The 23,748-nt window shown below is 54.6% G+C and carries 22 protein-coding genes; 11 read left to right on the forward strand and 11 right to left on the reverse strand.

Annotated elements, in window-relative coordinates; translation table 11 throughout:
• Positions 1 to 734 precede the first annotated feature (734 nt).
• Positions 735 to 3,533 (reverse strand): GUN4 domain-containing protein, encoded by a 2,799-nt coding sequence (locus DYY88_RS15795; RefSeq protein ID WP_052288334.1) that lies wholly within the window; start codon positions 3,531 to 3,533, stop codon positions 735 to 737.
• A 340-nt stretch (positions 3,534 to 3,873) separates the two neighbouring features.
• Between DYY88_RS15795 and DYY88_RS15800 the strand changes: the two genes are divergently transcribed.
• The 3 genes from DYY88_RS15800 (at position 3,874) to DYY88_RS15810 (ending at position 8,230) form a co-directional block, all read left to right on the forward strand.
• Entirely contained in the window at positions 3,874 to 5,655 is a 1,782-nt protein-coding gene (locus DYY88_RS15800; protein WP_039726302.1) for an N-acetylmuramoyl-L-alanine amidase, read from the forward strand.
• Between the two features lie 525 nt (positions 5,656 to 6,180).
• On the forward strand, positions 6,181 to 6,537 hold the full coding sequence (locus tag DYY88_RS15805) for a hypothetical protein (protein WP_039726303.1): 357 nt from the start codon (positions 6,181 to 6,183) through the stop codon (positions 6,535 to 6,537).
• A gap of 139 nt (positions 6,538 to 6,676) precedes the next feature.
• Positions 6,677 to 8,230: a sensor histidine kinase gene (locus DYY88_RS15810; RefSeq protein WP_130199479.1), complete on the forward strand. Its 1,554-nt coding sequence runs from the start codon at positions 6,677 to 6,679 to the stop codon at positions 8,228 to 8,230.
• Between the two features lie 3 nt (positions 8,231 to 8,233).
• Here the strand turns inward: DYY88_RS15810 and DYY88_RS15815 are convergent, their stop codons facing one another.
• Positions 8,234 to 8,914 (reverse strand): MBL fold metallo-hydrolase, encoded by a 681-nt coding sequence (locus DYY88_RS15815; protein WP_039726304.1) that lies wholly within the window; start codon positions 8,912 to 8,914, stop codon positions 8,234 to 8,236.
• Positions 8,915 to 9,319: 405 nt separating this feature from the next.
• Here DYY88_RS15815 and DYY88_RS15820 point away from each other — a divergent pair, with 405 nt between their 5' ends.
• From DYY88_RS15820 to DYY88_RS15830, 3 genes are all read left to right on the forward strand, one after another.
• Positions 9,320 to 10,795, forward strand: coding sequence for a site-2 protease family protein (locus tag DYY88_RS15820; RefSeq protein WP_039726305.1), 1,476 nt, complete (start codon positions 9,320 to 9,322; stop codon positions 10,793 to 10,795).
• 50 nt (positions 10,796 to 10,845) lie between these two features.
• The gene (locus tag DYY88_RS15825) at positions 10,846 to 11,298 is read left to right on the forward strand and encodes a hypothetical protein (protein ID WP_044151139.1); all 453 of its coding nucleotides are present in this window, start codon (positions 10,846 to 10,848) and stop codon (positions 11,296 to 11,298) included.
• Positions 11,299 to 11,473: 175 nt separating this feature from the next.
• Positions 11,474 to 11,860, forward strand: coding sequence for a hypothetical protein (locus DYY88_RS15830; RefSeq protein WP_039726306.1), 387 nt, complete (start codon positions 11,474 to 11,476; stop codon positions 11,858 to 11,860).
• Between the two features lie 257 nt (positions 11,861 to 12,117).
• Here DYY88_RS15830 and DYY88_RS15835 read toward each other — a convergent pair whose 3' ends face one another.
• On the reverse strand, positions 12,118 to 12,552 hold the full coding sequence (locus tag DYY88_RS15835) for an ATP-binding protein (protein ID WP_044151526.1): 435 nt from the start codon (positions 12,550 to 12,552) through the stop codon (positions 12,118 to 12,120).
• A 254-nt stretch (positions 12,553 to 12,806) separates the two neighbouring features.
• Positions 12,807 to 14,030 carry an ABC transporter permease gene (locus DYY88_RS15840; protein ID WP_039726308.1) on the reverse strand — a complete coding sequence of 408 codons (1,224 nt, stop codon included), beginning with the start codon at positions 14,028 to 14,030 and terminating at the stop codon, positions 12,807 to 12,809.
• A 252-nt stretch (positions 14,031 to 14,282) separates the two neighbouring features.
• Here DYY88_RS15840 and DYY88_RS15845 point away from each other — a divergent pair, with 252 nt between their 5' ends.
• Positions 14,283 to 14,630, forward strand: a complete 348-nt coding sequence (locus DYY88_RS15845; protein WP_039726309.1) for a hypothetical protein — start codon at positions 14,283 to 14,285, stop codon at positions 14,628 to 14,630.
• Between the two features lie 141 nt (positions 14,631 to 14,771).
• On the opposite strand, the gene DYY88_RS15850 is transcribed toward DYY88_RS15845, so the two are convergent.
• Both DYY88_RS15850 and bcp read right to left on the reverse strand, forming a co-directional pair.
• Entirely contained in the window at positions 14,772 to 15,257 is a 486-nt protein-coding gene (locus DYY88_RS15850; RefSeq protein ID WP_044151141.1) for an NUDIX hydrolase, read from the reverse strand.
• Positions 15,257 to 15,727: a thioredoxin-dependent thiol peroxidase gene (bcp, locus tag DYY88_RS15855; protein ID WP_039726310.1), complete on the reverse strand. Its 471-nt coding sequence runs from the start codon at positions 15,725 to 15,727 to the stop codon at positions 15,257 to 15,259. The genes DYY88_RS15850 and bcp overlap by 1 nt, the downstream gene beginning before the upstream one ends.
• Positions 15,728 to 16,002: 275 nt before the next feature.
• On the opposite strand from bcp, the gene DYY88_RS15860 reads away from it, so the two are divergent.
• The gene (locus tag DYY88_RS15860) at positions 16,003 to 18,084 is read left to right on the forward strand and encodes a M3 family metallopeptidase (RefSeq protein ID WP_039726312.1); all 2,082 of its coding nucleotides are present in this window, start codon (positions 16,003 to 16,005) and stop codon (positions 18,082 to 18,084) included.
• A 357-nt stretch (positions 18,085 to 18,441) separates the two neighbouring features.
• Here DYY88_RS15860 and DYY88_RS15865 read toward each other — a convergent pair whose 3' ends face one another.
• The 3 genes from DYY88_RS15865 to DYY88_RS25140 all read right to left on the reverse strand — a co-directional run bounded on the left by DYY88_RS15865 (position 18,442) and on the right by DYY88_RS25140 (position 19,974).
• A complete protein-coding gene (locus tag DYY88_RS15865) occupies positions 18,442 to 19,185 on the reverse strand; it encodes a DUF561 domain-containing protein (RefSeq protein WP_039726313.1) in 744 nt (247 codons plus the stop codon).
• Positions 19,186 to 19,294: 109 nt separating this feature from the next.
• A complete protein-coding gene (locus tag DYY88_RS15870) occupies positions 19,295 to 19,627 on the reverse strand; it encodes a DUF5615 family PIN-like protein (protein WP_039726314.1) in 333 nt (110 codons plus the stop codon).
• A 5-nt stretch (positions 19,628 to 19,632) separates the two neighbouring features.
• On the reverse strand, positions 19,633 to 19,974 hold the full coding sequence (locus DYY88_RS25140; protein ID WP_437438586.1) for a DUF433 domain-containing protein: 342 nt from the start codon (positions 19,972 to 19,974) through the stop codon (positions 19,633 to 19,635).
• A 263-nt stretch (positions 19,975 to 20,237) separates the two neighbouring features.
• Between DYY88_RS25140 and DYY88_RS15880 the strand changes: the two genes are divergently transcribed.
• The 3 genes from DYY88_RS15880 (at position 20,238) to DYY88_RS15890 (ending at position 22,303) form a co-directional block, all read left to right on the forward strand.
• A complete protein-coding gene (locus DYY88_RS15880) occupies positions 20,238 to 20,990 on the forward strand; it encodes a hypothetical protein (RefSeq protein ID WP_039726316.1) in 753 nt (250 codons plus the stop codon).
• Positions 20,991 to 21,129: 139 nt separating this feature from the next.
• Entirely contained in the window at positions 21,130 to 21,699 is a 570-nt protein-coding gene (locus DYY88_RS15885; RefSeq protein WP_052288336.1) for a hypothetical protein, read from the forward strand.
• Positions 21,683 to 22,303, forward strand: coding sequence for a MarR family winged helix-turn-helix transcriptional regulator (locus DYY88_RS15890; RefSeq protein ID WP_039726317.1), 621 nt, complete (start codon positions 21,683 to 21,685; stop codon positions 22,301 to 22,303). Before DYY88_RS15885 ends, DYY88_RS15890 begins: the two co-directional genes overlap by 17 nt.
• 188 nt (positions 22,304 to 22,491) lie before the next feature.
• Here the strand turns inward: DYY88_RS15890 and DYY88_RS15895 are convergent, their stop codons facing one another.
• Together DYY88_RS15895 and DYY88_RS15900 are read right to left on the reverse strand one after the other, a co-directional pair.
• Positions 22,492 to 22,974, reverse strand: coding sequence for a nucleoside deaminase (locus DYY88_RS15895; RefSeq protein ID WP_039726318.1), 483 nt, complete (start codon positions 22,972 to 22,974; stop codon positions 22,492 to 22,494).
• 204 nt (positions 22,975 to 23,178) lie between these two features.
• A complete protein-coding gene (locus DYY88_RS15900; protein ID WP_039726319.1) occupies positions 23,179 to 23,730 on the reverse strand; it encodes a hypothetical protein in 552 nt (183 codons plus the stop codon).
• Between the last annotated feature and the right edge of the window lie 18 nt (positions 23,731 to 23,748).

Below are 23,748 nucleotides of genomic sequence, written 5' to 3' on the forward strand. Positions count from 1 at the left end.
GTTGTGACTTTCTCAGGCGCACTTTCTCGGACTTCTCCCTGCGGCGTTCTGAATTTAATCAGGCTCTAAAACTTTTGTCCTTGTACTGAGAAGTCCAACACTGATCGCAACTTGATCCCCTCCCACGGAGGGGTGCCCGTAGGGCGGGGTGGGTCGAGATGCCCGCGAATAACCCACCCCATTAGCCCCTCCCAAGAGGGGAACAGACTTCGGCAAGCATTTCAAGGGCCTCTCATTCCCCTCCCACGGAGGGGTGCCCGGAGGGCGGGGTGGGTCGAGATGCCCGCAAATAACCCACCCCATCAGCCCCTCCCAGGAGGGGAACAGACTTCGGCAAGCATTGTCAAGGGCCTCTAATTCCCCTCCACTGGAGGGGTGCCCATAGGGCGGGGTGGGTTCTTACGATTCAAGCTTGTGGATCAAAACACGAAGAGAAAAAACGGCAGTGGAACAAGAAACAGCTAGCAGGCATCAATCTGAAACCGAAAAAGGACAAAACTAGCCCCGGTCAAAAATGACTGCCCTGGGATGCCTGGCAAGTACCGATGGACGAAATCGTGGCGGTGGCGAAAAAATTTGTGCTAACGAACTGTTTTAACCCTGACATTGCGGCTCTGCAATTTACGGATACGACCTGATTGCGGGTGCCAGGTAACGGTTGGCTGAAACCCTTGTTTTGGCGTTGAAAAACAACCGGAAATAAACCTTACGGATCGAGCTGAAGCCCTGATATGCTACAGTTCACAAGTCTCGATGCGAGAGAAGAGAACCCCCATCCCCTCCTCCTCCTGCAAAGACAAAATACCAACTATCTCTCCTCCCCAATAAGGGTTAAAAGGGAGGTGTCCTATTGGGGCTGAGGTATTAACAGTGACTTGGCTGTAGGAGATATAGCTTCCCCCTACACGCCAGCCATTGCGCTCGCTCATTTTTTCATAGGCCGAGATCGCGGCGTTTCTATCTTCGCCAAAATCCAACCTACCACCCACCTCACACCAGAGTTGCTTCTGCACGCTGAAACCAAATTTGCCACCGCTAAACTTCAACCAGAGTTGGTCAATTAGCAATAAGTCCTCACAGGGAAAGTTACGAATTTCTTCGAATTCTAAATATCCGCGTTGTTCCGCTTTTTTACCCACGGCTTTGAGCATCAGTTTGTCAGTTTCCTGATCGGCTTCTTTCCAACTGCCGCTGGCCAGGTAATTCACCAATTCTCGATAGCGATCGGGTATCCGTTGCCGCACCACCCGCAGGCAGTTGCCAGGGCGTTTTGGGTCGGTCGTCCATGGAGTCAGATCCCCCCGGCTGTCGCCACCCCCCTTATCAAGGGGGGCAAGGGGGGATCCCTCCGCTTCCAGAGCTTTGAAGGTCTCGACTTCCTCCGGTGTCGGCAACCGATAGTCATATACACCCTCAGCAGGGGCAAGCTGTGCTTGCGTCGCCAACCACGCACAAAACCACCGCGCCTCTTCCCAACTTAGACCGACAACAGGCTCCTGAGAGTTAATTTTCTGCCGTCCCTCGGAATCGCCTGGACCCGCCATTCGTGACATTGGAAAATCAGCTTTGGCTGTCGAATGAAATAACCCATCACGCTGAGCACCAAAGAACAGAGCAAATTCTGACAAGCTAATATGGCCTGAGATTGCAGTCGTTTCGTCTAGAAAGGATAAACTGCGGAAACGTTTCTTTAGAAGAACATCTGGTATCCTGTCATCTCGCTCTAACAGTTCGTCTAATAACCTTTGCTTCAATCTCTCGTCGACAGATTTTGCATCATTGGCAATGCGTTGAGCGAGTTTTAAGGTATGTAGATTCTCTGGAATCTCTAAGGCTTTTTCAATAAAAGGTACCGGGTCAGTCAGTAGCGCATAGAAGTAAACCACTTCCTTCCAGGTTTCATCGGCGAAGTGAGCCATCACGTCATGCTTGCCAGTCTCCCGTTCACTCAGCTCCACTGCTGCTAGATATTCTTGAAACGTCTTGTGGGTAAATTCGTACAGATAGCCCTCGCCCCCGGCGAGTAGCCCCGACACCTGCTGAATCTCTTGCAAAAACTGCGCTGGCGTGAGCGCTGGGTCATCATGGGTTTCGGCGAGCCGTGGCTGAATCCAGGCGGCCCCTTGACGCGGCTTGAACTTGGTTTCATTTGCTTGGGTTAGCTCTAACGCCAGCGGCTGCAAAATCGCTTGGTTGTCGGCGGCGTTAGTAATCGTCAACCGAGTTTGACGCTGATAGGGACGATCTTCTAGCAGCAGCTTAAAAATATCGCGATACACATCGAGCCGCCGTTGGGGTAATCGCTCTTTGAATTTGTGGGCGACGGCAATAATGGTCAGCAGTAGCGGATTTTTAGCGAGATCGATGAGGCTGCGATCGGCAAAGAGCTGCTGTCGCAAATTGGCAGCGGCTTTATCAGCGTCTGCTTGGCTCTGGGCTTTGACCTGTTCCTTCGAGAGTTGCTTACCCGGCTCTTTACCTTCATTGTCCTGGAGGTGGTATTTCCATTTGGTTTCCCACGCGATAAAGCGATACCACTTTTCGATAAAGTCTCGCTTTTGGTCGTCATTAAAGTCGAGAACATCGATCCGTTCCACGCCTGAAAACAGGCTGCTATTAAAGCCGTGGGGACGAGAGGTGAGAATGAACTGGCAGGGATAGTTTTGCATTTGCCAGTTGGCCCACTTGCTCACGGTATTTCGCTGAGCATCGGGTACCTCATCCAATCCGTCGAGCATGACTAAGCATTTTCCCTGCTGCAACTGCTGACGAAACCACGGCTCCGATGCTCGGAGGTCTTCACAGCGGGGCATCTTTTGCACCGTTTCCACGATGAGCTGCGGCAGTTTCGGTTCGTGCTCTGACTGGATGCGGCCATGAAAGTCTCGGAACAATAGCAGCACAGGAATCAGCTCTTTGGCTCCCTTTTCTCCATAGCCTCGATTGGAAAAGTTCAGGGTCAAAAACTGCATCAGTGTCGTTTTGCCATAGCCCGGATCGGCAATCACCGCTACCAATCGCGCTAAAAAAGTTTGGTCGGGGTCATGCGCTTTTGGCAGGATGTCCCAAATTTTGAGGTTGCGGTTTTGCAAGGTAGGATTGCCGCGTCCGCCAGGATGCATCCGCAGCGATACGTAAATGTCTTCCAACGCTAACCGGGGTAGCCCACCATATCCCTCGACGTTGAGATCTACACACCGCACCTTCAGCGCTTCCAGGTATTGCTTGTGAAAGTCGCTGCGGTTTACCAGTGCAAGGTCAACCCGTCGATCAAACGCTTGGTCGGCGCGATCAATTACCCTTTCAACCTTGGGCGCGAAACGGTTTCCCAGTTTGATTAAAAACCAGACGCCTGCTGCCGCCCCTAGTAGAGAAACAAATTGCCACCATTCTCCGGCAAACGCTCGACTAATCCCAAATCCGGCAATCGCTCCTGGCACACCGGCTTTGACCGCCCCAGAATCTAAAACTTTGCGAACATCCTCTAGTCCGAGACCTTTGTAAGGTGGTTGTGGGTTAGGCTGCTGGGTCATAAGGAGACTGAAAGACAGAATTTATCGAAGTTCGGACTTCACCACTACGTTGATCTGCGATCTAGCCGTTGCGCTTGCCCCTAGTTTAGTGCTCGGACTGAGAATGAACGGCGATCGCCTGCTTTCGCATACTCGGTGGCATCCTTGCGCCAGACGACTTAGATGAGCTGATTTTCTTTGGCGCAGCAGGGACGGATAGCGATCGCCATTTTCAATCTGGCATGGCCGCACCCCAGTCACCGTCCAGGGCTAACGACGAGTATTTCAAAATCAGAATTGTGAGCTAGTGGCCGCTAAAACGTAGACTTGTTCTCATTGAGAACGCACCCCGGAAACGCCGATGAAGTCTCTGTCTCTCTGGTCAGTCAGCCTTGGAACGTTGAGTAGTCTAGCCATCATGCCCGTCGCGATCGCCGATACCAACATGGCCTCTGACTTATTCATCGCCTATCCCCCTGCGGCCCATGAAACGGTGAGCGATCGCATTTTCCTCATCGGCACGGGCGATCCCGATCAGCCGGTATTGGTGAATGGTGCACCCATTGAGTACCGCAGTCCCGCTGGGCACTTTGCGCCCACGGTGCCGCTGGAGATGGGCGAAAATACCTTCACTCTGACCCAAGGCGACGACACCCTGACGCTATCGATCACGCGCATCTCGGCCACGCCGACGGTGCCGGCTGGTTCTTGGTTTGTGCCCGAGTCCCTGGTGCCGCAGGTGGATATTGCGCTTCCAGCGGGAGAACGGGTGTGCTTTGGCGTACAGGCGATCGCCGATGCCGACATTGCTGTGAACTGGGCCGATCAGGTGATTCCCCTCGCGCCACCGCCAACCGCCGTGACCCTGCCCCCCAACTACGCTGTGCTCACCTCGCAAAATGAGCCCGTGCCCCTAGCGGCCACCCCTTACGAGGGCTGCACGACTCTGCCAGCGACAGGTGAAATCGGCCCCCCCACCTATTCTTTAGCCACCCGTGGTCAGCCTGAAACGGTTACGGCTCCCGGCACCATTCGCCGCCTCAATACCACCGATTTTCAAGTGGCAGAAGTTATCGTCGATTCCGGCATTGCCAGAACGGGGCCGAGTACCAGCTACTCGCGCATTACGCCGTTGCCGGCAGGCACTCGCGCCGCCATCACCGCCACGGAAGGTGACTGGTTGCGACTCGACTACGGCGGTTGGATTCGCGCCTCAGAAACAGCGATCGCCCCCGCCACCGCGCCCCCCCGCTCCATCTTGCGTAGCGTCACCTCCGAGCAAATCCCCGGCTGGACGGAGGTCCGCTTTCCGCTCCAGACTCCGGTGCCGATCGTGATCGACCAGACTGCCGATACCCTCACTCTGACTCTCCACAACACCACACCGCAAACCGACACCATTTACTTTGATGTGGATCCGGTGGTGCAGCGACTTGACTGGCAGCCGGTGTTACCCGATCGCGCCCAATTCCGTTTTCAGTTTCGCACCGAGCAGCAGTGGGGCTACAAGGTGCGCTACGAGGGCACCACTCTGGTGTTGTCCCTCCGACATCCCCCCACTTTGGCGAACGATTCCCTGGCGGGCGCGACGATCCTGCTCGATCCGGGACACGGCAGCGAGAATGATCTCGGGGCGCGTGGCCCCAATGGCTATCCCGAAAAAGATGTGAATCTAGTGGTCTCGAAGCTGCTGCGGGATGAGCTAGAGGCGCGGGGCGCCACGGTGGTGATGACCCGCGAGGGCGACGATGATTTGTTTCCGGGCGATCGCGTCGATATCATCAATCAAGTCGAGCCCACCCTGGCCCTCAGCATTCATTACAATGCCCTGCCTGATGCGGGGGATGCCCTCAACACCGCTGGCATTGGCATGTTTTGGTACCACGCCCAAGCCCACGATCTGTCCGAATATTTGCACAATACCCTCGTGCAAGACCTCGATCGCCCCTCCTACGGCGTGTATTGGAACAACCTGGCCCTGACCCGACCCACCGTCGCCCCGTCGGTATTGTTGGAATTGGGCTTCATGATCAATCCTGATGAGTTTGAATGGATTACCGATCCCAACTCCCAAGGGGAATTGGCGCAGGCGTTGGCAGATGCGATCGCTCAATGGCTAAATACCAATGTGCCCCCGCAATAAGCCAGCCCAATCTTGGCGGATGAAGATAAACCGGTCGTGGCGCCAGAACGAAAGTGCGACTTTTATGCGCGTTAATTTAGGTTGCAATCTGTAGAGAAATGACAATGATCCCCATTCCTTTTCCAAGGAAATAAGGATCTTTTCTACAACATAAATAGGATTATGCAGCTGTTCGATAACGCGACTGGCAACGCCATTAATTCCAACACTGCTGATTATTGATGGGAGGTGGCCGTAGGTTATGAGTGCTTTGCTCAGTCTAAAAAGGGTGTCTGAGGGGTTGCTTTTGAGATTCAAGCATTGATTTGAACCTGGTTTATCAACCTTTGACTGCCCTTCTCACAGTTAGGTAGATGACATTTACAGTGATGTATCTCACTGAATTAGAGCTTGATGCCGCCGAGCTGACGGCCCACCCATTGGGGGCAGCGCTTTCACCTCTTGCTTGCTAATCAGCATACCGTTTGGCACTCAGTCTAACTAGCACTGGTCAGGGTTCTCATGACTGTTTAGGAGTGGATTAATATGACGCAAACCATCATTAATTTGACGATCCCCGTGATTCAAAGAAAAGTTGAAGCGGCTTTGGAGGATGTCCCTTCTAAATCTGTGCCGATGACTGAAACGACCCATCGTCTGCAAGAAAAATTGGTGGCTTATGTCGTGAGTCGGATGCCGACCTATTACGTGACGGCTGAACGGCATCGCCTCTGTGCGCTCGACAATCCGATTAGCTGCTTTTCGCAAGCCCAGCAAGCAGAGATGGATCACCTTATTTATGAAGGCTTGCAGCATTTGATCGCCCGCCGGAGCAGCTGGGAGGTCAAAGCGCAAACGGCAACGGGCGGTTTTGAGTCCTCGCCGTCTCACTGGTTTGGTTAGAAACCCGCGCTCGCTGCGTTCGGTTCTACACCTAACGGATTCCTTGGCTTTCCAGTACGCTCAGTGTATTAGAGCAGTTTTTTCACTGGGGGTATTACCGATTGACGACTCACCCCCAGTCGCAAACCGGGAGGCCAGGGTGGAGGCAGCGACTAACCAAACTCGCTTGAGCGACCTATTGATGGATTTGGACGGGGACTTTGGGAGCTATCCGACAGGGGGCTCGTGGACTCGTGGCGCTCAGGCACGGCTGGTGGCTGAGGCTGAATGGCGAGCCGCGATCGCTGCCCTGACTCGGTTATTACCGGCTTTGCCCCGACCGACTCAGGCCATGGCTGACGGGCATCACCTCAGCGGCTTAGCCCTATCGGGGCCGGTCCCGGTTTTGAATGAAGCCGATTTTGGCCCCCGGTTTGAATCTTGGGTCGTGACCCCTCAACCCTTGGCTCATGCTCTGCAAGGTCAGCATGCTTTGCTCCCCAGCGAGGGCGTTGATTTGCCAACGGCATCGTCGCAAAATCAGATTTTGCCTTTGACCCTCAACAATCCGTTATTAGCCGAGCGGTTTTGCTTAGTTGCGAGCCCAGCGCTGAGTGTGGCACTGGTGCTAGGCGAACCGACCGGTCGGGGGCCTTGTTTTCAATATTCATTTGACCCCGCGACGCTGCTGGCCCTGTGGCAACAGGTGCGACAACATATTGCCGAGCCCGCGATCGCCAGTCTGGATTATCTGGATGAGCGATTTTCTCAGGCGATCAATCCCCCAGACTATCGGGTGATTACCCGCTTTACCCAGGGAATGATGGCGCAGCTGCCGCACCGTCAGAGTGCGACCCTGCAAGCCAACGATGAACGAGGACAGCTCCGGTTCACGCACTGGTCAGACCCCACTTCCCGGTCGGGGGAAGTGCTGGATTTCCCATCCGTGCTGCCAGCCATGGCGTCAGAGCCCCGCACAGACATCCTAGATCACCAATTGGATCAGCAAATCGAGCTGCTCCAGGCGATGGCCCATGAGATTCGTACGCCGCTGACGACCATTCGCACCCTGACGCGATCTCTCCTGCGCCGCAAAGACGTTACTGCTGCGGCTAAACAGCGGCTCCAGCGCATCGATGCTGAATGTACGCAGCAAATTGATCGGTTCAATCTGATCTTTCGCGCCGTTGAGTTAGAGACGACGGAACGCGATCGCCCCCGGTCTTCTCTGACCCCCATTGCCCTGAACCAAATCTTTCAAGATGCTATTCCGAAATGGCAGCAGCAGGCCGAGCGTCGTAATCTCAAACTCGACGTGCATCTGCCGCCCCATCTGCCCCGCGTCACGAGTGACCCTACTTTGCTTCACGAAGTGCTAAACGGTGTGGTGGAATGGTTTACCCAATGTCTGCCGCCCCAGAGCCATGTCCACATGGGGGTCATGTTGGCGGGCCATCAGCTCAAGCTGCAGTTCGAGGCTGAGCCGTTGGCAGGGCAATGCGCCACCAACGCCGATGTCAGCTTTCGTCGTCCGCCGTTGAAGTCGGTGGGTCAGCTGCTCAGCGTTGTCCCCGAGACGGGGGGGGTTAGTCTCAACCTGGACGTCACCAAAAACCTGTTTGAGTTTCTCGGTGGCAAGCTGATTTTGCGGCATCGCCCCGATCAGGGCGATGTCTTGACGGCCTTTTTGCCGTTGGATACGCGGGAAATTTAGCCCTTACAGCAGCGCCGGAGCCTGCAACAGCTGGTCTGGCTCCAGCGCTTGCAATTGCGAGTAAGCATCTTTGACTATGGCCTGACCGCGCAAAAAACCAGTATTGGCAGCAGGGCAAGCATAAGCCAGGTTCTCAGCGGTGAAGCGCTCTTGGAGCTGTTTGATCTGGCGTAACTGGCGAGGCCAGTGAAAGGTTTTGGAAAATCGCAGCGGCTGAAGCTGGCCGTCGCGATCGGGCAGCAAATGTCGCCCGGTAAACAAAATGCCGCCCTGTTGGGGCCAATAAACACAGGCGGACCCAGGGGAAAAGCCCGGCGTCCAAAATGCTTCGCCGCCGCCTGGCAGTGGGTAGCGATCGCGATACGTCACTAGATTCGGCAAGTCTGGCAACAGATACGCTTCTTGCTCCTGCACCAACACTTTCGGACAGGACAAATCAGCCTGTAGCGCTTTGGCTTCACCGCTAGCGCCGCGATGGGTGATGACCCAATATTGCACCCCGCCGCGATCGCGCAAAAAGGCCACCACCTCTGGCGCTTGGGCCGGAGCATCGATCAGCACATTGGCGGCCTCGCCCGCATCATCATGGTTGATACAGAAGTAAGCCGTGCCACCTAGCGTGGCGCGATTGGGCGGAAACGCGTAGATATTTTCGAGAATCTCTCTAGGGGGTTTGACCGACATCACCAATAATCCTGCATGCGGCAACTGCTATCGCCACGACTGCCGCAACTGACACCCCGCCCCGCTAATTGCTGGTGGGACAGTTGTTAACCCTAGCATGGCACTTGGTGAGGTTTGCTAGAGTATTGGTAGCGAATGACGAATAGCCGCCGTTATTCAGCTGTTGGGTGTGCTGGCCATGGGCTTTGCGGAGATAGCTGCATTGGTCGCAGATAGCTCTACATGACATCCCAGATATGGATTGGTGAGGGCTGATATCCGGCCATAGCTTGAGGGCTGGGCTGATGTATCATCACGGTAGAATTTAAGGGCATACACATTGGCCGAGTCATGTCTGCTGGCTTCAGTAGCGTTAGTATTTGGTAACGGCTTGCCTGACGTGAGACAAGCAGGAACCCTGGTTAAATGCTGATTTTATTGCTGTTACTCAGCATCTTTACTTACTACGTGGTGAAAAAGAGTGTCGCTGACCTGACTCGCACCCCCACGTGGATGCTTTGGCTGGTCATGATGATCCCAGCATTTGTCCTGGCTTTTTGGAGTCTCAGCGATCGCGCCGACGAGCCCTTTCCCATTGCGGTGTTGCTCGGCCTGTTCATCGTCTGCCCAGTGTTGTACTGGTTTCTGATTCAGTGGGGCCGCATTCCGCAAAAGGCCGGTCAGCAGACCCAATCGGCCCAGCAGTCCGCCGCCGAGGCCGTGCGTGCTGCGGCTGAAAAGGCCGCCATTCCCCCCCTAGAGAAAGAAGAAGAAGCCACGATTCAGCACTGCTTCCCCTGGTCAGTCTTCTACTTACAAAACATCGAATATCGTCCTCAAGCGCTCATTTGCAAAGGACAACTGCGCTCTTCGCCCACGGTGGCTTACAACACGGTACGCGAGAATATTGAAACTCATTTTGGCAAGCGCTTTCTGGTCGTCTTTCAAGAGGGGTTGAACGGGAAGCCTTTTTTTGCGCTGGTGCCCAACCCTGAGCGACAAAAGTCACAGTCATCAGCTCGACCCGAGAAGCTCGCCCGACCAGGTCTCGCCTTGGGATTGTTTATTGCCACCTTGTTTACGACCACTGCAGTCGGAGCCTTTATCGCTGGGATTACGGAAGAATCGCTCCAAGCTGATCCGAGGCTGTTCTGGCAAGGGTTGCCTTATGCGGTCTCACTGCTACTGATTTTAGGCACTCACGAATTTGGCCACTACATGGCTGCCCAACGCTACAAGATGAAGGCCACGTTGCCTTATTTCATCCCGATACCGTTTTTCCTCGGTACGTTTGGTGCGTTTATTCAGTTGCGATCGCCCGTACCCAATCGACGCGCGTTATTTGATGTTGGTATTGCGGGACCATTGGCCGGCTTAGTCGTCGCCGTCCCGTTGTTAATCTGGGGTCTGGCCCACTCCGAAGTCGTGACCATGCCGGAGTCTGCCAGTCTACTCAATTTTGAAGCCCTCGATCCGGGCGCCTCTATTGCTTTAGCCCTGTTGAGCAAACTCGCTCTCGGGAGCCAGTTAGGCATGGATGAGGCCATTCATCTTCATCCCGTGGCGGTGTCGGGCTGTTTAGGATTGGTTGTGACCGCGTTAAACTTGATGCCCGTTGGCCAGCTCGACGGTGGCCACATCGTCCATGCCATGTATGGTCAACGCAACGGCGCGATTATTGGTCAGGTTTGCCGTTTTCTTGTCTTGGGGCTGACCTTTGTTCACAGTGAGTTATTTATCTGGGCGATTTTGCTATTCTTTATTCCGGCGATTGATGAACCTGCCCTAAATGACGTGAGTGAGCTCGATGACAAGCGCGATCTCTGGGGACTCATCGCTTTAACCCTCTTGGTGCTGATTGTATTGCCCACGCCAGGTCCATTGAAAGCGCTACTCTTTTAGTACCAGCAGCATGTCTGGCTGGAGCGAGTCGTTATTGCCCCCTGTGTTCCATGACTCAAGAAATCACCCGCTGGCTAACGGAAATTCGCACCCTACAGCAACAGTTAGAAGCTGTGCGTCAAGAGCGTGATCAGGCTTATCAAAGTGCGGCGAACTGGCGGCAACTCTATGATGCCGAAGCCCAGCAACGGCGAGCTGATGTGGAGACTCTGAAGGCGACTGAGGCGACCCTACGCACCGAATTATCGACTTTGCGATCGCACCATGCTGACGCGATCTCCGCTGAACTCGAAAATCATCTCGACAGCACTAATCTTGACTCGGTCGAAGGCTTGCGGGCAGAGCTAATCAAAGCCTTACAAACCTGCGACCAACTGCAAAATGCGCTGAATGCCGAAAAACACGCTCACGCCGAAACCCGTAAAACCCTCACCTCGGCTCTGGGGGAAGCGATCGATGCATTTAATCCCTCTTCTAGTCTGGTGAAGCGGAAACCTTCTTGATGTGGTGAGAGCGATCGCTCGCGATTATCCAGCTACTCAGAGCCTGATGAGTCAGCGTTTGCCGCTTTGATTTAATCGGATGAGAACAGCGGTAGTCTGAGTCTCCGTGACCAATCAGTAAATCAGCACTATGATGGAACCAGCTTGACTGCAAGCAAGTCGGGAGGGCCATCGCATGAATCGATACGTATTAGCAGCCGTGCTGGGGGCGATCGCCTTTTTGACGCTGCTGGGCATTGGCAACAGCCAGGATATGCTGCGGCGCTCTCGCAGTTCACTGTCGGCGAATCCTTCTTCAGCGGCGACGGGCGCAACCCAAACGGGGATTGCTGGGGCAGGGCAGTATGTGCTGCGTCAAACTTCTCCAGAAGCGATCGAGCGTCTGCCCAACGTGGCCAATGGCACGACTGCGCAACCTAACATCAATCCTGGCGCTACCGAGCCCACGCCGACTGACCCCAACGCCACGCCACCCGTGCCGCCCAGCACGACGCCCCCCTCAACTCCGGCTCCGGAGACGCCACCCCCGACTGATCAAGAAGCGATCCCGGCGTTATGGTGAGTCGATTATCTGAGATATTGGCCGCTGGCGTAGGCGAGATTAGCGCAGCGTGACGAGGTCAAATCTTGGGTCGTCGGCCATAACTTAGGAATTGGAATTAAATTAAGTGTGAACAGCCGTCTCGGCTGTTCAAGAGCAGGCAAGATGTCTGCCAGACAAAACTTGGATTTTATAAAATCCTGATTCCTTAGCCGCGCTACCGATGCGTGAAGCTGTGGCTAGGTTCGCGGAAAAAGCTTCTCAGTTGAGGCTGGGGCTTAAGCCTGAGGGCTAGAGTACGACTTGCGAATGTGGAGGCAGTTTCGTTCATCGGCCATGCGTTCATATTGCACAATGTCGGCTACTCGATACATAATGCGCAGCCCTCTCCCCCCCTCTGAGTCGGCGTTGGTGGTTTCCAGCTTATGATCTAGCATGGCTTGGAAATCAAAGCCCGGCCCATGATCCCAGATTTTCATATCCAGATAGTCATGGGTGATGGTGATTGTAATGGCGATTGGCGTTTCTGGCGGTAATCCTTTATGAGCATGGCGCACCGCATTGGTGAACCCCTCAATCAGCGCCAGTTGACATTGCAGCCAATCTTCTTGGGGAATGGGCAAGGCATGAAACTCATCAAACCAAGACAGTACCCCCTGTAACGCTTGGGGATCGGTCTGGGTTTCATAGGTACTCTGCTTCAGAATAGTCAAGGGTTTCAATACCGTTGATCGCGAGAGTCATTCACATGTTATCTAGCTAGCAGAAATTTAGACGCACATTCAGGATGGTTCCTAGTCAAAATATTCCCACATCCCAGCATTTGCATGGATGAAGAGCCAGAAAGTTGAAAAAGACCCTTGCCAAAAGGTCATGAAATATTGCTGCTAGGCGATCGCTGCCCGGGGTCTTGGCTGCTCCAGACTGAAATTGATGGCTCATCAGGATGGGTTTTGCTTACCGATGTTTAAGCGCTGCGTAGCGCCACAATCGGGTCTAGCTTAGCTGCTTGTCGGGCCGGAAACACGCCGAAAAATAGGCCAATGCCGCCGGAGACGCCGACCGCGATCGCGATCGCCGAGCCTGACACGCCCGCTTCAAACGGGGTCAATGCCCCAATCAACACCACGCCGCTGATGCCCAGGCCGGTGCCAACCAAACCGCCCGCGATGGACAAAATGATGGCCTCAATCAAAAACTGGGTCAAAATGTCTTGCTGTGAAGCGCCGATCGCCTTCCGTAAACCAATTTCTTGGGTGCGTTCGCGAACGGAAACCAGCATGATATTCATGATGCCGATGCCGCCAACCAGCAGCGAAATGCCCGCGATCGCCGCAAGCATTACTGTCAATGCTCCAGTAATCGTCTCGGCAATGCTGAGCAGCGTATCTTGGCTTTGGATAAAGAAATCATCTTCGCCGCGAATGTCGTGCCGCAGCCGCAGCAAATTGGTAATCTGAAACGCTGCGGTGCTCATGCTTTCTCGGTCTTTGGTCGAAACTGAGATAAACGACACCTCAATGCCATAGGGCGACTGTCGCCGCCCCACTAAGCGACTGGCCTGGGTGGTAATCGGCAGCAGCACCGCGTCGTCATAATCCAGGCCTAAGTTCGACCCCTTTTGGGCCATAACGCCAATGACTTCAAAACTGGTGCCATTGACGCGAATCGACTGGCCAATGGGCAAGGTATCGTCAAATAGCCGTTCCGCTAGGGTCGCTCCCAACACCGCTACCTGACTGCGGCGATGAAGATCGAGTTCAGAAATGAAGCGTCCCTGACCCATTTCAAAACTGCGCACTTGTAAAAACTGTTCGCTCGTGCCGACGACGCTGGTGTTCGTGTTGCGATTGCGAAAGGTGACTAGATTGCGGGTGCTGTATTCCGGGGCGACGCCGACGACTGAGGGCACTTGTTCGGCGATCGCCTGGGCATCGGCCACCACTAATGTGCGCGGAATATCGAGCCCGCCGAGTTCTCGCGTTTCGCGATTGCCGGGGGCAATAAACAGCACATTAGGGCCGAGGGTTTGTAACTGGTCATTCACATAGCGCTGTGCCCCTTCGCCAATCCCCACCATCGAAATGACGGAAGCATTGCCAATCACAATGCCCAGCATGGTCAAGCTGCTGCGTAATTTATTAGCGGTGAGGGTTTTGACCGCCATCCGTAAGCTTTCACCCAGATCCATAGATTGCGACTCAATGTGTGCGGGGTTTCTTTTAGGAAAACACATCCAGCCGGGTTTGGGGGGCAGGCTGCCGGGTGAAGGGATATTACAGCTTGGTCGCTCAGAGATGAATAATCTTTGCTGGGCAGAAATTGCTGAAATGAAGTTTGCTACGGTACAGGCATCTCAATCGATGGCTAGGGCTGCTTCCACCGTCAGTAAGTCCTGTCAGTTCCCCCCCAAGCGCTAAACGATATTGAGGAAGCAAACATCATGACCGATTTTTTAGACTGTCTGAAGCATAAATATGCCTACATCGCCATTGGCGAATTTAAGCCCGGGTGCTTTTCAGAAGCGCGCCAACTCTACGAAAAGGCGGTTTCGACTTATACCGGAGAAGGCTTTGACGGAGCCTATCTGCTGCAAGAACCGGATAGCGATCGCGGCATCGCCATCATTTTTTGGGATAATCCCGGCGATATGACTGAGCATCACACCAAGGTGTATGACGAGGCGCTGAGCCAAATTTCCCACTTATTTGCCGAGCCCCCCAAAACGGGCTTCTATGAAGTCTGTAGTGAAATTATGCCGATGTTGGCCGGGGCCATGGCCAGTAACTGAGGCCGCACCGCGCTGATGGGTTAGCTGCGATCGCTGAAAATAGCGACATCGCTGCCTCGTGAATGCTGTCAGCGACGTTGAAAAACCGTCTTCAATGAGCGCTGCAGTGTCTTAGCAGTCGTGTGGATGGCGATCGCCGATTTACAAGACGACAATTCGATGGGCGAGATAATCTTGCAGATGTTGAGCATGGTCGTGGTCTAGCGGTAGCGTTTCTGCGTCAGACCACGAAAACGTTTGTACAGCCAAGGCTTCTGTTGGGTCATTGACCTGGGGTACGCCGGTGGCAAATACTTCGATCGCCACGCAAATGGAATGAAATCGAGGATCGCGTTGGGGAGAGGAATAGACCCCCACCAATCGGCCAATTTTTGCGATGTTGAGGTTGGTTTCTTCGGCAAGTTCTCGCCGGGCTGCGGTGGCTACGTCTTCGCCCCAGTCGATGAGGCCACCGGGAAAACACCAGAGACCAGTGTCGCGGCGGCGCATTAGCACCACTGAACCGTCTGGCAAAATTGGAATGACACAGACGCCCACTAAGGGGCGGCGCAACAATAACCCCAGCAACGTCCGAATGGCGCGCTGCCAGGGTTGACCGACGGTGGCACTGGATGACGTTCTCGGCATTAACTGGATAACTCGGCGATGTCCTGCAGCACCTCTTGAGCATGGGGCTCAGGTTTGACCTTGCGATAGATTTTGGCCAGCTTACCCTCTGGGTCAATGATAAAAGTGCTGCGGGTAATGCCCATATATTCTTTGCCCATGAACTTTTTCAGGCCATAGCTGCCATACTCGCTGGCGATCGCCCCCCCTTCATCCACCAGCAACGGAAAAGGTAAATCATATTTGGTGGCAAATTTGGTGTGCGATTTAGCATCGTCGGTGCTCACGCCCAGGACCACCACATCGCTGTCGGTGTATTCGCTGTAAGCATCTCGAAAGCCACAAGCTTCTTTGGTACAGCCAGGAGTATTATCCCGGGGATAAAAATACAGCACCACCCACTTGCCCTGGAGATCTTGCAGTTTAACGGTATTGCCCTCGGCATCTGGCAGCGCAAACTCAGGAGCCGGATCACCAACAGTTAGAGTCATGAAGCTTAAATAAATCTAAAAACAACCTTTTTCACATTCTATACTGCCGCCACGAGACCTTGATGACGCGCTAACATGAACTCATAATGAATACGCTTTTGGGCGTGTCTGTATTCATGCAGCCGAGCCGACGGTGCCCCGATCCTATTATTTAAGGTGAAAGGGTGACGGCAGTGGAGTGGGCGATCGCCCAAGTTTGCCTCACTGGGCATGCTCCCCGGCTATGCTGATCTTACTGATGAGTCGATGCTCTGTTAACGCAACGTGAGACTGTTATGACTGCAACTGTGCAAAAAAATCCTCTGCTAATTGGTCAAGGGTTGCCACCCTTTCAAGAGATTCAACCGGAGCATATTGAACCCGGTATTCAAGTCCTATTAACGGAACTGGCTGCCGAGCTGGAAACGCTCGAAAAAACGGTTGAGCCGACTTGGGCCGGACTAGTCGAACCGCTGACGCAGATTGAAGAGCGGCTGGGCTGGAGCTGGAGCATCATTGGTCACTTGATGGGCGTTAAAAATAGTCCTGAACTGCGGGCCGCCTACGAAGCCGTGCAGCCAGGACTCGTTCAGTTTGCCAATCAATTGGGCCAGAGTAAGCCTTTGTATGATGCATTTAAGCAAATCCGAGCAGGGGCCCTGTGGGGTGAACTGACCGCCGCTCAACAGCGCATTGTTGAAGCGGCTATTCGGGATGCGGAACTCTCAGGCGTTGGCTTAGAGGGCGAAACGAAAGAGCGCTTCAACCAAATTCAGCAAGAGTTGGCAGAACTTTCTACGAAGTTTTCCAACCATGTTTTGGATGCGACTAAAGCCTTTCAACTCGTTTTGAAAACGCCGGAAGACATCGAGGGTCTGCCTAAGAGTCTGCTCGGACTCGCAGCGCAGGCGGCCAAGGGAGCCGGACACGAAGACGCCACGGCAGAGAACGGCCCGTGGGTCATTACCCTCGACTACCCGAGCTATGTGCCATTTTTGCAGCACAGCCGTCGCCGCGATTTGCGAGAGCAGGTTTATCGGGCGTTCATTTCGCGGGCGGCCTCCGGCGAGTTGGATAACCAACCGATTATTGAGCGCACGCTGGCACTGCGCCAACAAGTGGCCGATATTCTCGGCTATGACACCTATGCTGATCTGAGCATCGCTCGCAAAATGGCTCCCTCGGTGGCAGCGGTGGAACAGCTGATGGAAGAGCTACGTAGCGCCAGCTATAAAGCGGCCACTCGGGAGTTAGAAGAGCTGACCGCATTTGCTCGCGATCGCGGTTTCACCGAAGAATTGAAGCAGTGGGACGTGGCCTTTTGGTCGGAGCGGATGCGGGAAGAGCTGTACGGCCTGAACGATGAGGAGCTGCGTCCCTACTTCCCCTTACCGCAGGTGCTCGATGGGCTGTTTGCGTTGGCGAAGCGACTGTTTGGTGTGACGATCACCCCAGCGGATGAGGAAGCGCCGGTATGGCATCCCGATGTGCGCTACTTCCAAGTGGCGGGCGAAACGGGAGAGGCGATCGCTCACTTTTATCTCGATCCCTACAGCCGTCCGGCAGAAAAACGGGGCGGCGCGTGGATGGATGACTGTGTGAACCGGGGCAACGTCAAAGGTCAAGTACGTTTGCCGGTGGCCTATCTCGTGTGCAACCAGTCGCCTCCGGTGGATGGCAAACCCAGCTTGATGAACTTCCGCGAAGTGGAAACGCTCTTCCACGAATTTGGTCACGGCTTACAGCACATGCTGACCACGGTGGATTACTCCGGGGCGGCGGGCATTAACAATGTGGAATGGGATGCGGTGGAATTGCCCAGCCAGTTTATGGAGAACTGGTGCTATCACCGGGAAACCCTGCTGAAATTAGCGCGGCATTATGAAACCAGTGAGCCTTTGCCCGAGGATCTGTATCAGAAGATTTTGGCCGCCCGCAACTTCATGACCGGCAGCGCGATTTTGCGTCAGGTCAACTTTGGCTGGCTGGATATCGAACTCCACCACCGCTATCAGCCCGGTGGCGATGAGACGATTTGGGACGTGCGCGATCGCCTCTCTGAAAACACGACGGTCATGAAGCCGCTGCCGGAAGACGCCTTCCTCTGTGCGTTTGGCCATATCTTTGCCGGGGGCTATGCGGCAGGATACTACAGCTACTTCTGGGCTGAGGTGCTGAGTGCGGATGCCTTTGCCGCATTTGAAGAAGCGGGGCTAGAGGATGAAAGCGCCATTGTGGAAACGGGACGCCGCTTCCGCAACACAGTATTGGCGTTGGGGGGCAGTCAGCATCCGATGGAAGTGTTCAAATCTTTCCGGGGACGGGAGCCGAGCACTCAGGCTCTGTTGCGACACCGGGGACTCGCGATCGCCGCATAATTTGCCCAAGGCTCGCGAATCACCGACCTGGAGAGCGGTCCATCACAAGAAAACGGGGCAGCCATGTGCCACCCCGTTTTCTGCAACCAATCTGAGAAACCTATGAAGTAATGTATCGGTTCTGCGAAAGTGACTCCGTTTTTGTGTAAACAGCGTTATGTTAGTCAGCAACTATAGATCCACTTAAATCAAACCGATAAATTCAAAACTTGAATCCAAAAGATACTCAAAAGCCCAGCACTGCTGGGCTTTTTTTGCTTTTTAGGGCATCTATTCGCATTCCAGGGGACGGTTCCTTTTCGAATACCGATACGTCAAGGACTTAGACAAAGGAACCGTCCCCTTTTGGTTGAGGTTTTAGCGAGCGATCGCGGCCCGATTTACGGTTTGCAGCGCTTCTGCCAGGCTGCGCACTACTGCGACCATCGCCAGCTCATTGTCGAGCTTGTTGACGGCGGAGCCGACGCCAATGCCTGCGGCCCCAGCGGCGATTGCCATGGGCGCGGTCACGTCGGACAGACCCGACGCACAGAGCACGGGGACAGAGACCACGCGAGAAATTTCCCGCGCTGCGGCCAAAGTGGGAGCGGCTTTTTCAATCAGGCCCAGAGTGCCGCTGTGGGTGGGCGCACTGCTGGTGCCGCCTTCGGTTTGAATGATGTCGGCACCCGCTGCGACCAGGGCTTCTGCCAAAGCCACTTGCTCATCCAACGCGAGAATGTGGGGCACGGTCACGGACAGGGTGATGTCCGGCAGCAAGGCTCGGGTTTGCTGAGTCAGCGCCAATACCTCAGCCGCCTCAAATCGGATGCCCTGGGCATAAAAGGCATCGAAGTTACCAATCTCAATCAAGTCTGCACCAGCGGCCACAGGCGCGACAAATGCCTCGGCCTCTACCGCCGATACGCAAATGGGCAAGTCGGTCAGTTCCTTCGCCATGCGCACGAGGTCTGCATTGGCAGCGATATCCAGAAACGTCGCACCGCCTTGGTCGGCCGCCCGCACCACCGCCGCCACGCGATCGCGATCAAAATTCGTCAGGCCACTAATGATTTTCAGTGCTTGGCCCTGGGCAAATGCCGTTTGAAGCTTGGCTTGCATAAGTCTAAGTGTCCCCGTAATCAGGTTCGTAACTTGCCCTATTTTGCCATTCCTTGGGTAGCGACGGGCGCGATCGCTAAACGAGTGCAATTCCCTGACGGCAACACCGTTATGGCAAGGCGAGTAGCGATACGGTGGCGTCTTGATAGAACTGAACAATTACCTGATAGTGCTGACGTAATAAGTCTTCTACTTGGGCTGTCGAGCAATTTCCGAGGCGTATCCAAATCACCTTGGGTGGATTACCCAGAGCCAAACTCAAGTCATGCATGTCTGCATCCTTGGAGACGATCATCAAGTCGTGGGCTTTGGCATAGTCCCAAACCAAACTGTCAACTGTCGCTTTCATCCCGATATCTCGAACGTGCAAGGAGTCGGGAAAGCGATCGCTCAGGCGACTAGTCAGTTTCGGGGACAGATTTTCGTCAAAGAGCAACCGCATGAGACTCAGGAAGCCGTCATGTACCGGCGTTCGCGATCGGCGGCATAGGCAATACAGGCTTTCAAATCTTCGCGGGTGAGGTCAGGAAAGTCGTCCAGGATTTCGGCTTCGGTCATCTCAGAGGCCAGATATTCCAATACTTCATACACTGTGATGCGCAAACCCCGGACACAGGGCTTGCCCCCTCGCTTACCTGGTTCAACTGTGATGAAATCTTTGTAGTTCATCGCTTTCCGCAATTGATTAACATCTGGTTCACTGCTACCCAGCGATAGACATTGCCAAGATTGCCCCTGGGGGACGATGCCGACCCTTGAGCACAGTCCGCTGGGTGGCATGGCTGGCATAACCAGGCTGTCTCGTAATCAGGTTCGTAACTTGCCCTATTTTGCCATTCCTGAGACCAGGCGATCGCGCAATATCCTTGGCATTGCCCCCAGGTTTACTAGCCTCCAGCAAGATTAGCCGACCTCAGCCACTTTGAACTGCTGGGTCAGGATAGCGGCCATCCATTTAGCTAAACCCGAGATGACTATTGACAGGTTTTAATCCGCCGATTATTGTTTAGGAGTCCAATTAATTGGTATTCCTAACTAAAGGAGTTGTCGCCATGAAATTATTTGTCGGTTTGCTGAGTGCGGGATTGGTGTTGGCGGGTGGTTTGAGCTTTGCCAGTCCGTCGTATGGTCAGGCGGTGGTCGCGACGCCGCGATCGCCAGCGCTCGACATTCAGTCGACTCAGATTCAATATCTGGAAGAGTTGGATTTGTTGGTTTTTGAACAGCAGTTGGCAGGGGTTGTAGGGGCGACTTTGCCACAGTCCGCTGGTCAGCTAGATGGGGCTCCGGTATTGGGGTATGTCTTTCCCACCACGCTGAGTCCGGCAGCGGTCGGGTTTGGGGGCGTGGATGGCATTTTGGCGTTGGCGGTTACTTCCCATCCCGATTTTGATGACACCCCGCTGTGGGACGAGGACAATGATGCCGACTACGCGAATGATGGCGTGATTTGGCATACCCATTGGGTGGTGCTGACGGGGGACAATCGCGTACCGGGGGGTCTCTCGGTAGCCGAATTTGCGGCGGATGATGCCTCGGTTGTGATGCCGCCCACCAATCCCGGCATGACGATTTATCTTGATTCTCCAGGTTTTTCGGTGGTGACTGACCAAGAGACTCTGCGGGTATTGGTGCCGGCCCAACGGGTTGACCACAACACCGACTTCAACTTTGATGCGGTCACTGCCTACATGCAGGTAAACACCAGCGACGCCAGTCGTCCCACCCTGGGCGTGTATGAGGTGTACAGCGTGGGGTCAGGCGATCTGAGTTTGCCCTATGGGGTCCGGCACGATGCGGACTGACTTCTCGGCGCATCGAGGTTCATGACTAGCTGAGGTGTTCCCAACTCGATACCGTCCGGTAGGCATTGAGTTCGGGATACCTCGGTGAATGTCGAGACGGTTTTTAGTCATCGACCACTGCTCACATAGGAGGGCTGTAATGGTCATTTTTCAGATGAAGATCTCTGAAGTTTTGCAGGGTGAGTTTGCTCTGCGACCGTTAAATTTGCTGCTGGTGTTTCAGGTGAATTGTCCGGGTTGTTTCATGTATGCGTTGCCGTTGGCGGCTCGGTTACACGACCAGTATGGCGATCGCGTCAACATCCTCGGCCTCTCAACCGCCTTCGAAGATTTTGACCTGAACACGGCGGACAATACTCGTCGGCTGCTGACCACAGGCGAAGTCGTTGGCATGACAAAACTCCATTTGGCACAGCAGGGACAAACGGCTTACACCGTGCCGATGCGGTTTCCGGTGGCGTTTGATGCGCCAGATGGCCAGACTCCAGGCGATGCGGTTGAGTCATCGTCTGTCCCTAAACTGGTATCTGCTGGCTACACCTTCCGCAGTAATCATCTACGCGGCACGCCATCGTGGATTCTATTGGATGAAAGCTCTAGGATATGGGCACAGTGGTTTGGACATCGGTCTGAATCAGCGGTGGAGTTAATGCTCCAGCAAGCGCTTGCAGCGAACTCTGTGCACACGTTCCATGAACAATCCGTTTGACACGATGAATGACCCGATCGCTCAACGGACGATCGCGGGTCTCTCTAAAATCTGCACGGCTCTGCGGAGTCAGGCCTGGGTGGGGGCCGAGTCCCAAGGACTCACACCGACCCAGGGCCAGATCTTGGCATTGCTACAGGCCACCCCAGACAAAGATATGCGCTTGTCAGCGATCGCGGCGGGCATTGCGACGACGCCCGCAACGGCGAGTGAAGCAGTGTCATCACTGGTCAAAAAGGGATTAGTCTCGCGGGAACGGGCCACGGACGATCGCCGGGCGATCGCGATTCGGCTGACGCCTGAGGGGCACCAACAAGCGGCCAAAGCCGCTGACTGGCCCGACTTCCTGCTAGATGCGGTGGAAACGCTGCCCTCAGAGGAGCAAACGATTTTTTTCAAAGGCTTGACGACCATCATTCACCAACTTCAGGAAGACCAAAAAATTCCGGTTTCGCGGATGTGCGTCACCTGCCATTACTTCAACCCCAATGTTTACGATGACCGCGATCGCCCCCATCACTGCAATTTGGTCGATGCGCCGTTTGGCGATGGCGATTTGCGATTAGACTGCCCCGAACATGTCACCAAAACCGTCGACAGCTAACGCATCCGTCATTTTGGGGGATAGCGATGGGGTGATACCAGTGCTGTACTTTGCCGCTAGACCTGGCCCTCACCCCAACCCCTCTTCCAAACTTGGGAGAGGGGCTTTGAAGAGACGGGTTTTGTAGTCCTGATTCAGAGAATTGCTCTGAAACTAAACCTTGTTGCTCCTGAGAGCTACCACGGGCTTCACATTGTCTTGCTGTGGAGACGACGATGTAAGTCATGTACCTGTTCGGCCAGACTGGGCACTGGCCCGTCAACTTCTATAGTGGGCACGATGTCACGGATGGGTAGCGTGCGGACGGGTGGGGCGGGAACGCCGAGTTCGCTCAGCCAGGAGGCCAATTGCTCGGAGGAACTCGCGTACACGATCCGTCCCAGTCCGACCCAGCCGTGGGCAGCGGCACACATCGGACAATGCTCACCCGAGGTATAGACGGTGGCGGCGGCTCTAGCTTCCGAGGTCATATTGGCTGCCGCCCACCGGGCAATCTCGAACTCTGGATGGCGAGTTTGGTCACCGGAGGCGACATGGTTGTGATCTTCAAACAGCACTTCGCCGTCCGCCGCGACCAGCACAGAGCCGAAAGGCTCATCCCCGAGCGCTAGCGCCTCAGCGGCCAATTCTATGCACCGACGTAGATGCTGGATATCTTGCTCGCTCACCATAACGGGTTCCTCGGGTTTCAGGTTCAGCACAGACGTATAGCTGCTGCCTAACGTTGCACGCCAGAAGCAGTCATCACTTTTGCCTTTAGCCAAATCATATTAACCGTCGGCTTGACGCCGTTGATGAATAACTTCAGCGTCATCCCTGCTCTGCTCTCTCCAGCTGGGGACTGATCTGACTTTTTTGAGGGACAGCGATCGCCCTCAAGCTTGCAGCAACACAGACAACAGACTGCGGTTTGGATGTGCAACGTATACAGTGGCTTTCCGTCCCGCTAATCCTGCTCGCTGGAGCGTTGCAAAATCTTTGTAGTTATCAATCCTGAACTTGTGGCGATCGACGCCAAAATATCGGCTCTGCATTCTCTCGCCCCGCTCCGTAAAGAGTTGGATTGGTCCGGCCACGGGCTTCACACTGCCTTCCCGCAGAGTCCGCTGCATCTGCAGTCGGTGGTAAATAATGAAGGCCCACACAACCGAGCCCCAAAAAGCTGTAGCGCCCAAGTAAATCAGCACGGTGTCCACCCCCAGATTGTCATTGCGAATCATATCCGCCGAGAATCCCAGAAAGCCCAGGCCAAAAATGAGGGTGAATATCTGCCAAGCAATCCGGCAATTTGCAGCGTGTTTTTGGGTGATGCGAGCCTTTTGCGCGTCCGAAATCAGCCCCATCCGGTTGGCCGCTAGATCAGCGGGCGAAAACTCAAAGACACGGGCCAGCACCGCTTGCAGGTGGTCAATATCATTGGGAGCCATGAAGAAATTCTACAGTCA

Origin of the sequence: Leptolyngbya iicbica LK, from assembly GCF_004212215.1 — a bacterium.
GTDB lineage: Bacteria > Cyanobacteriota > Cyanobacteriia > Phormidesmidales > Phormidesmidaceae > Halomicronema > Halomicronema iicbica.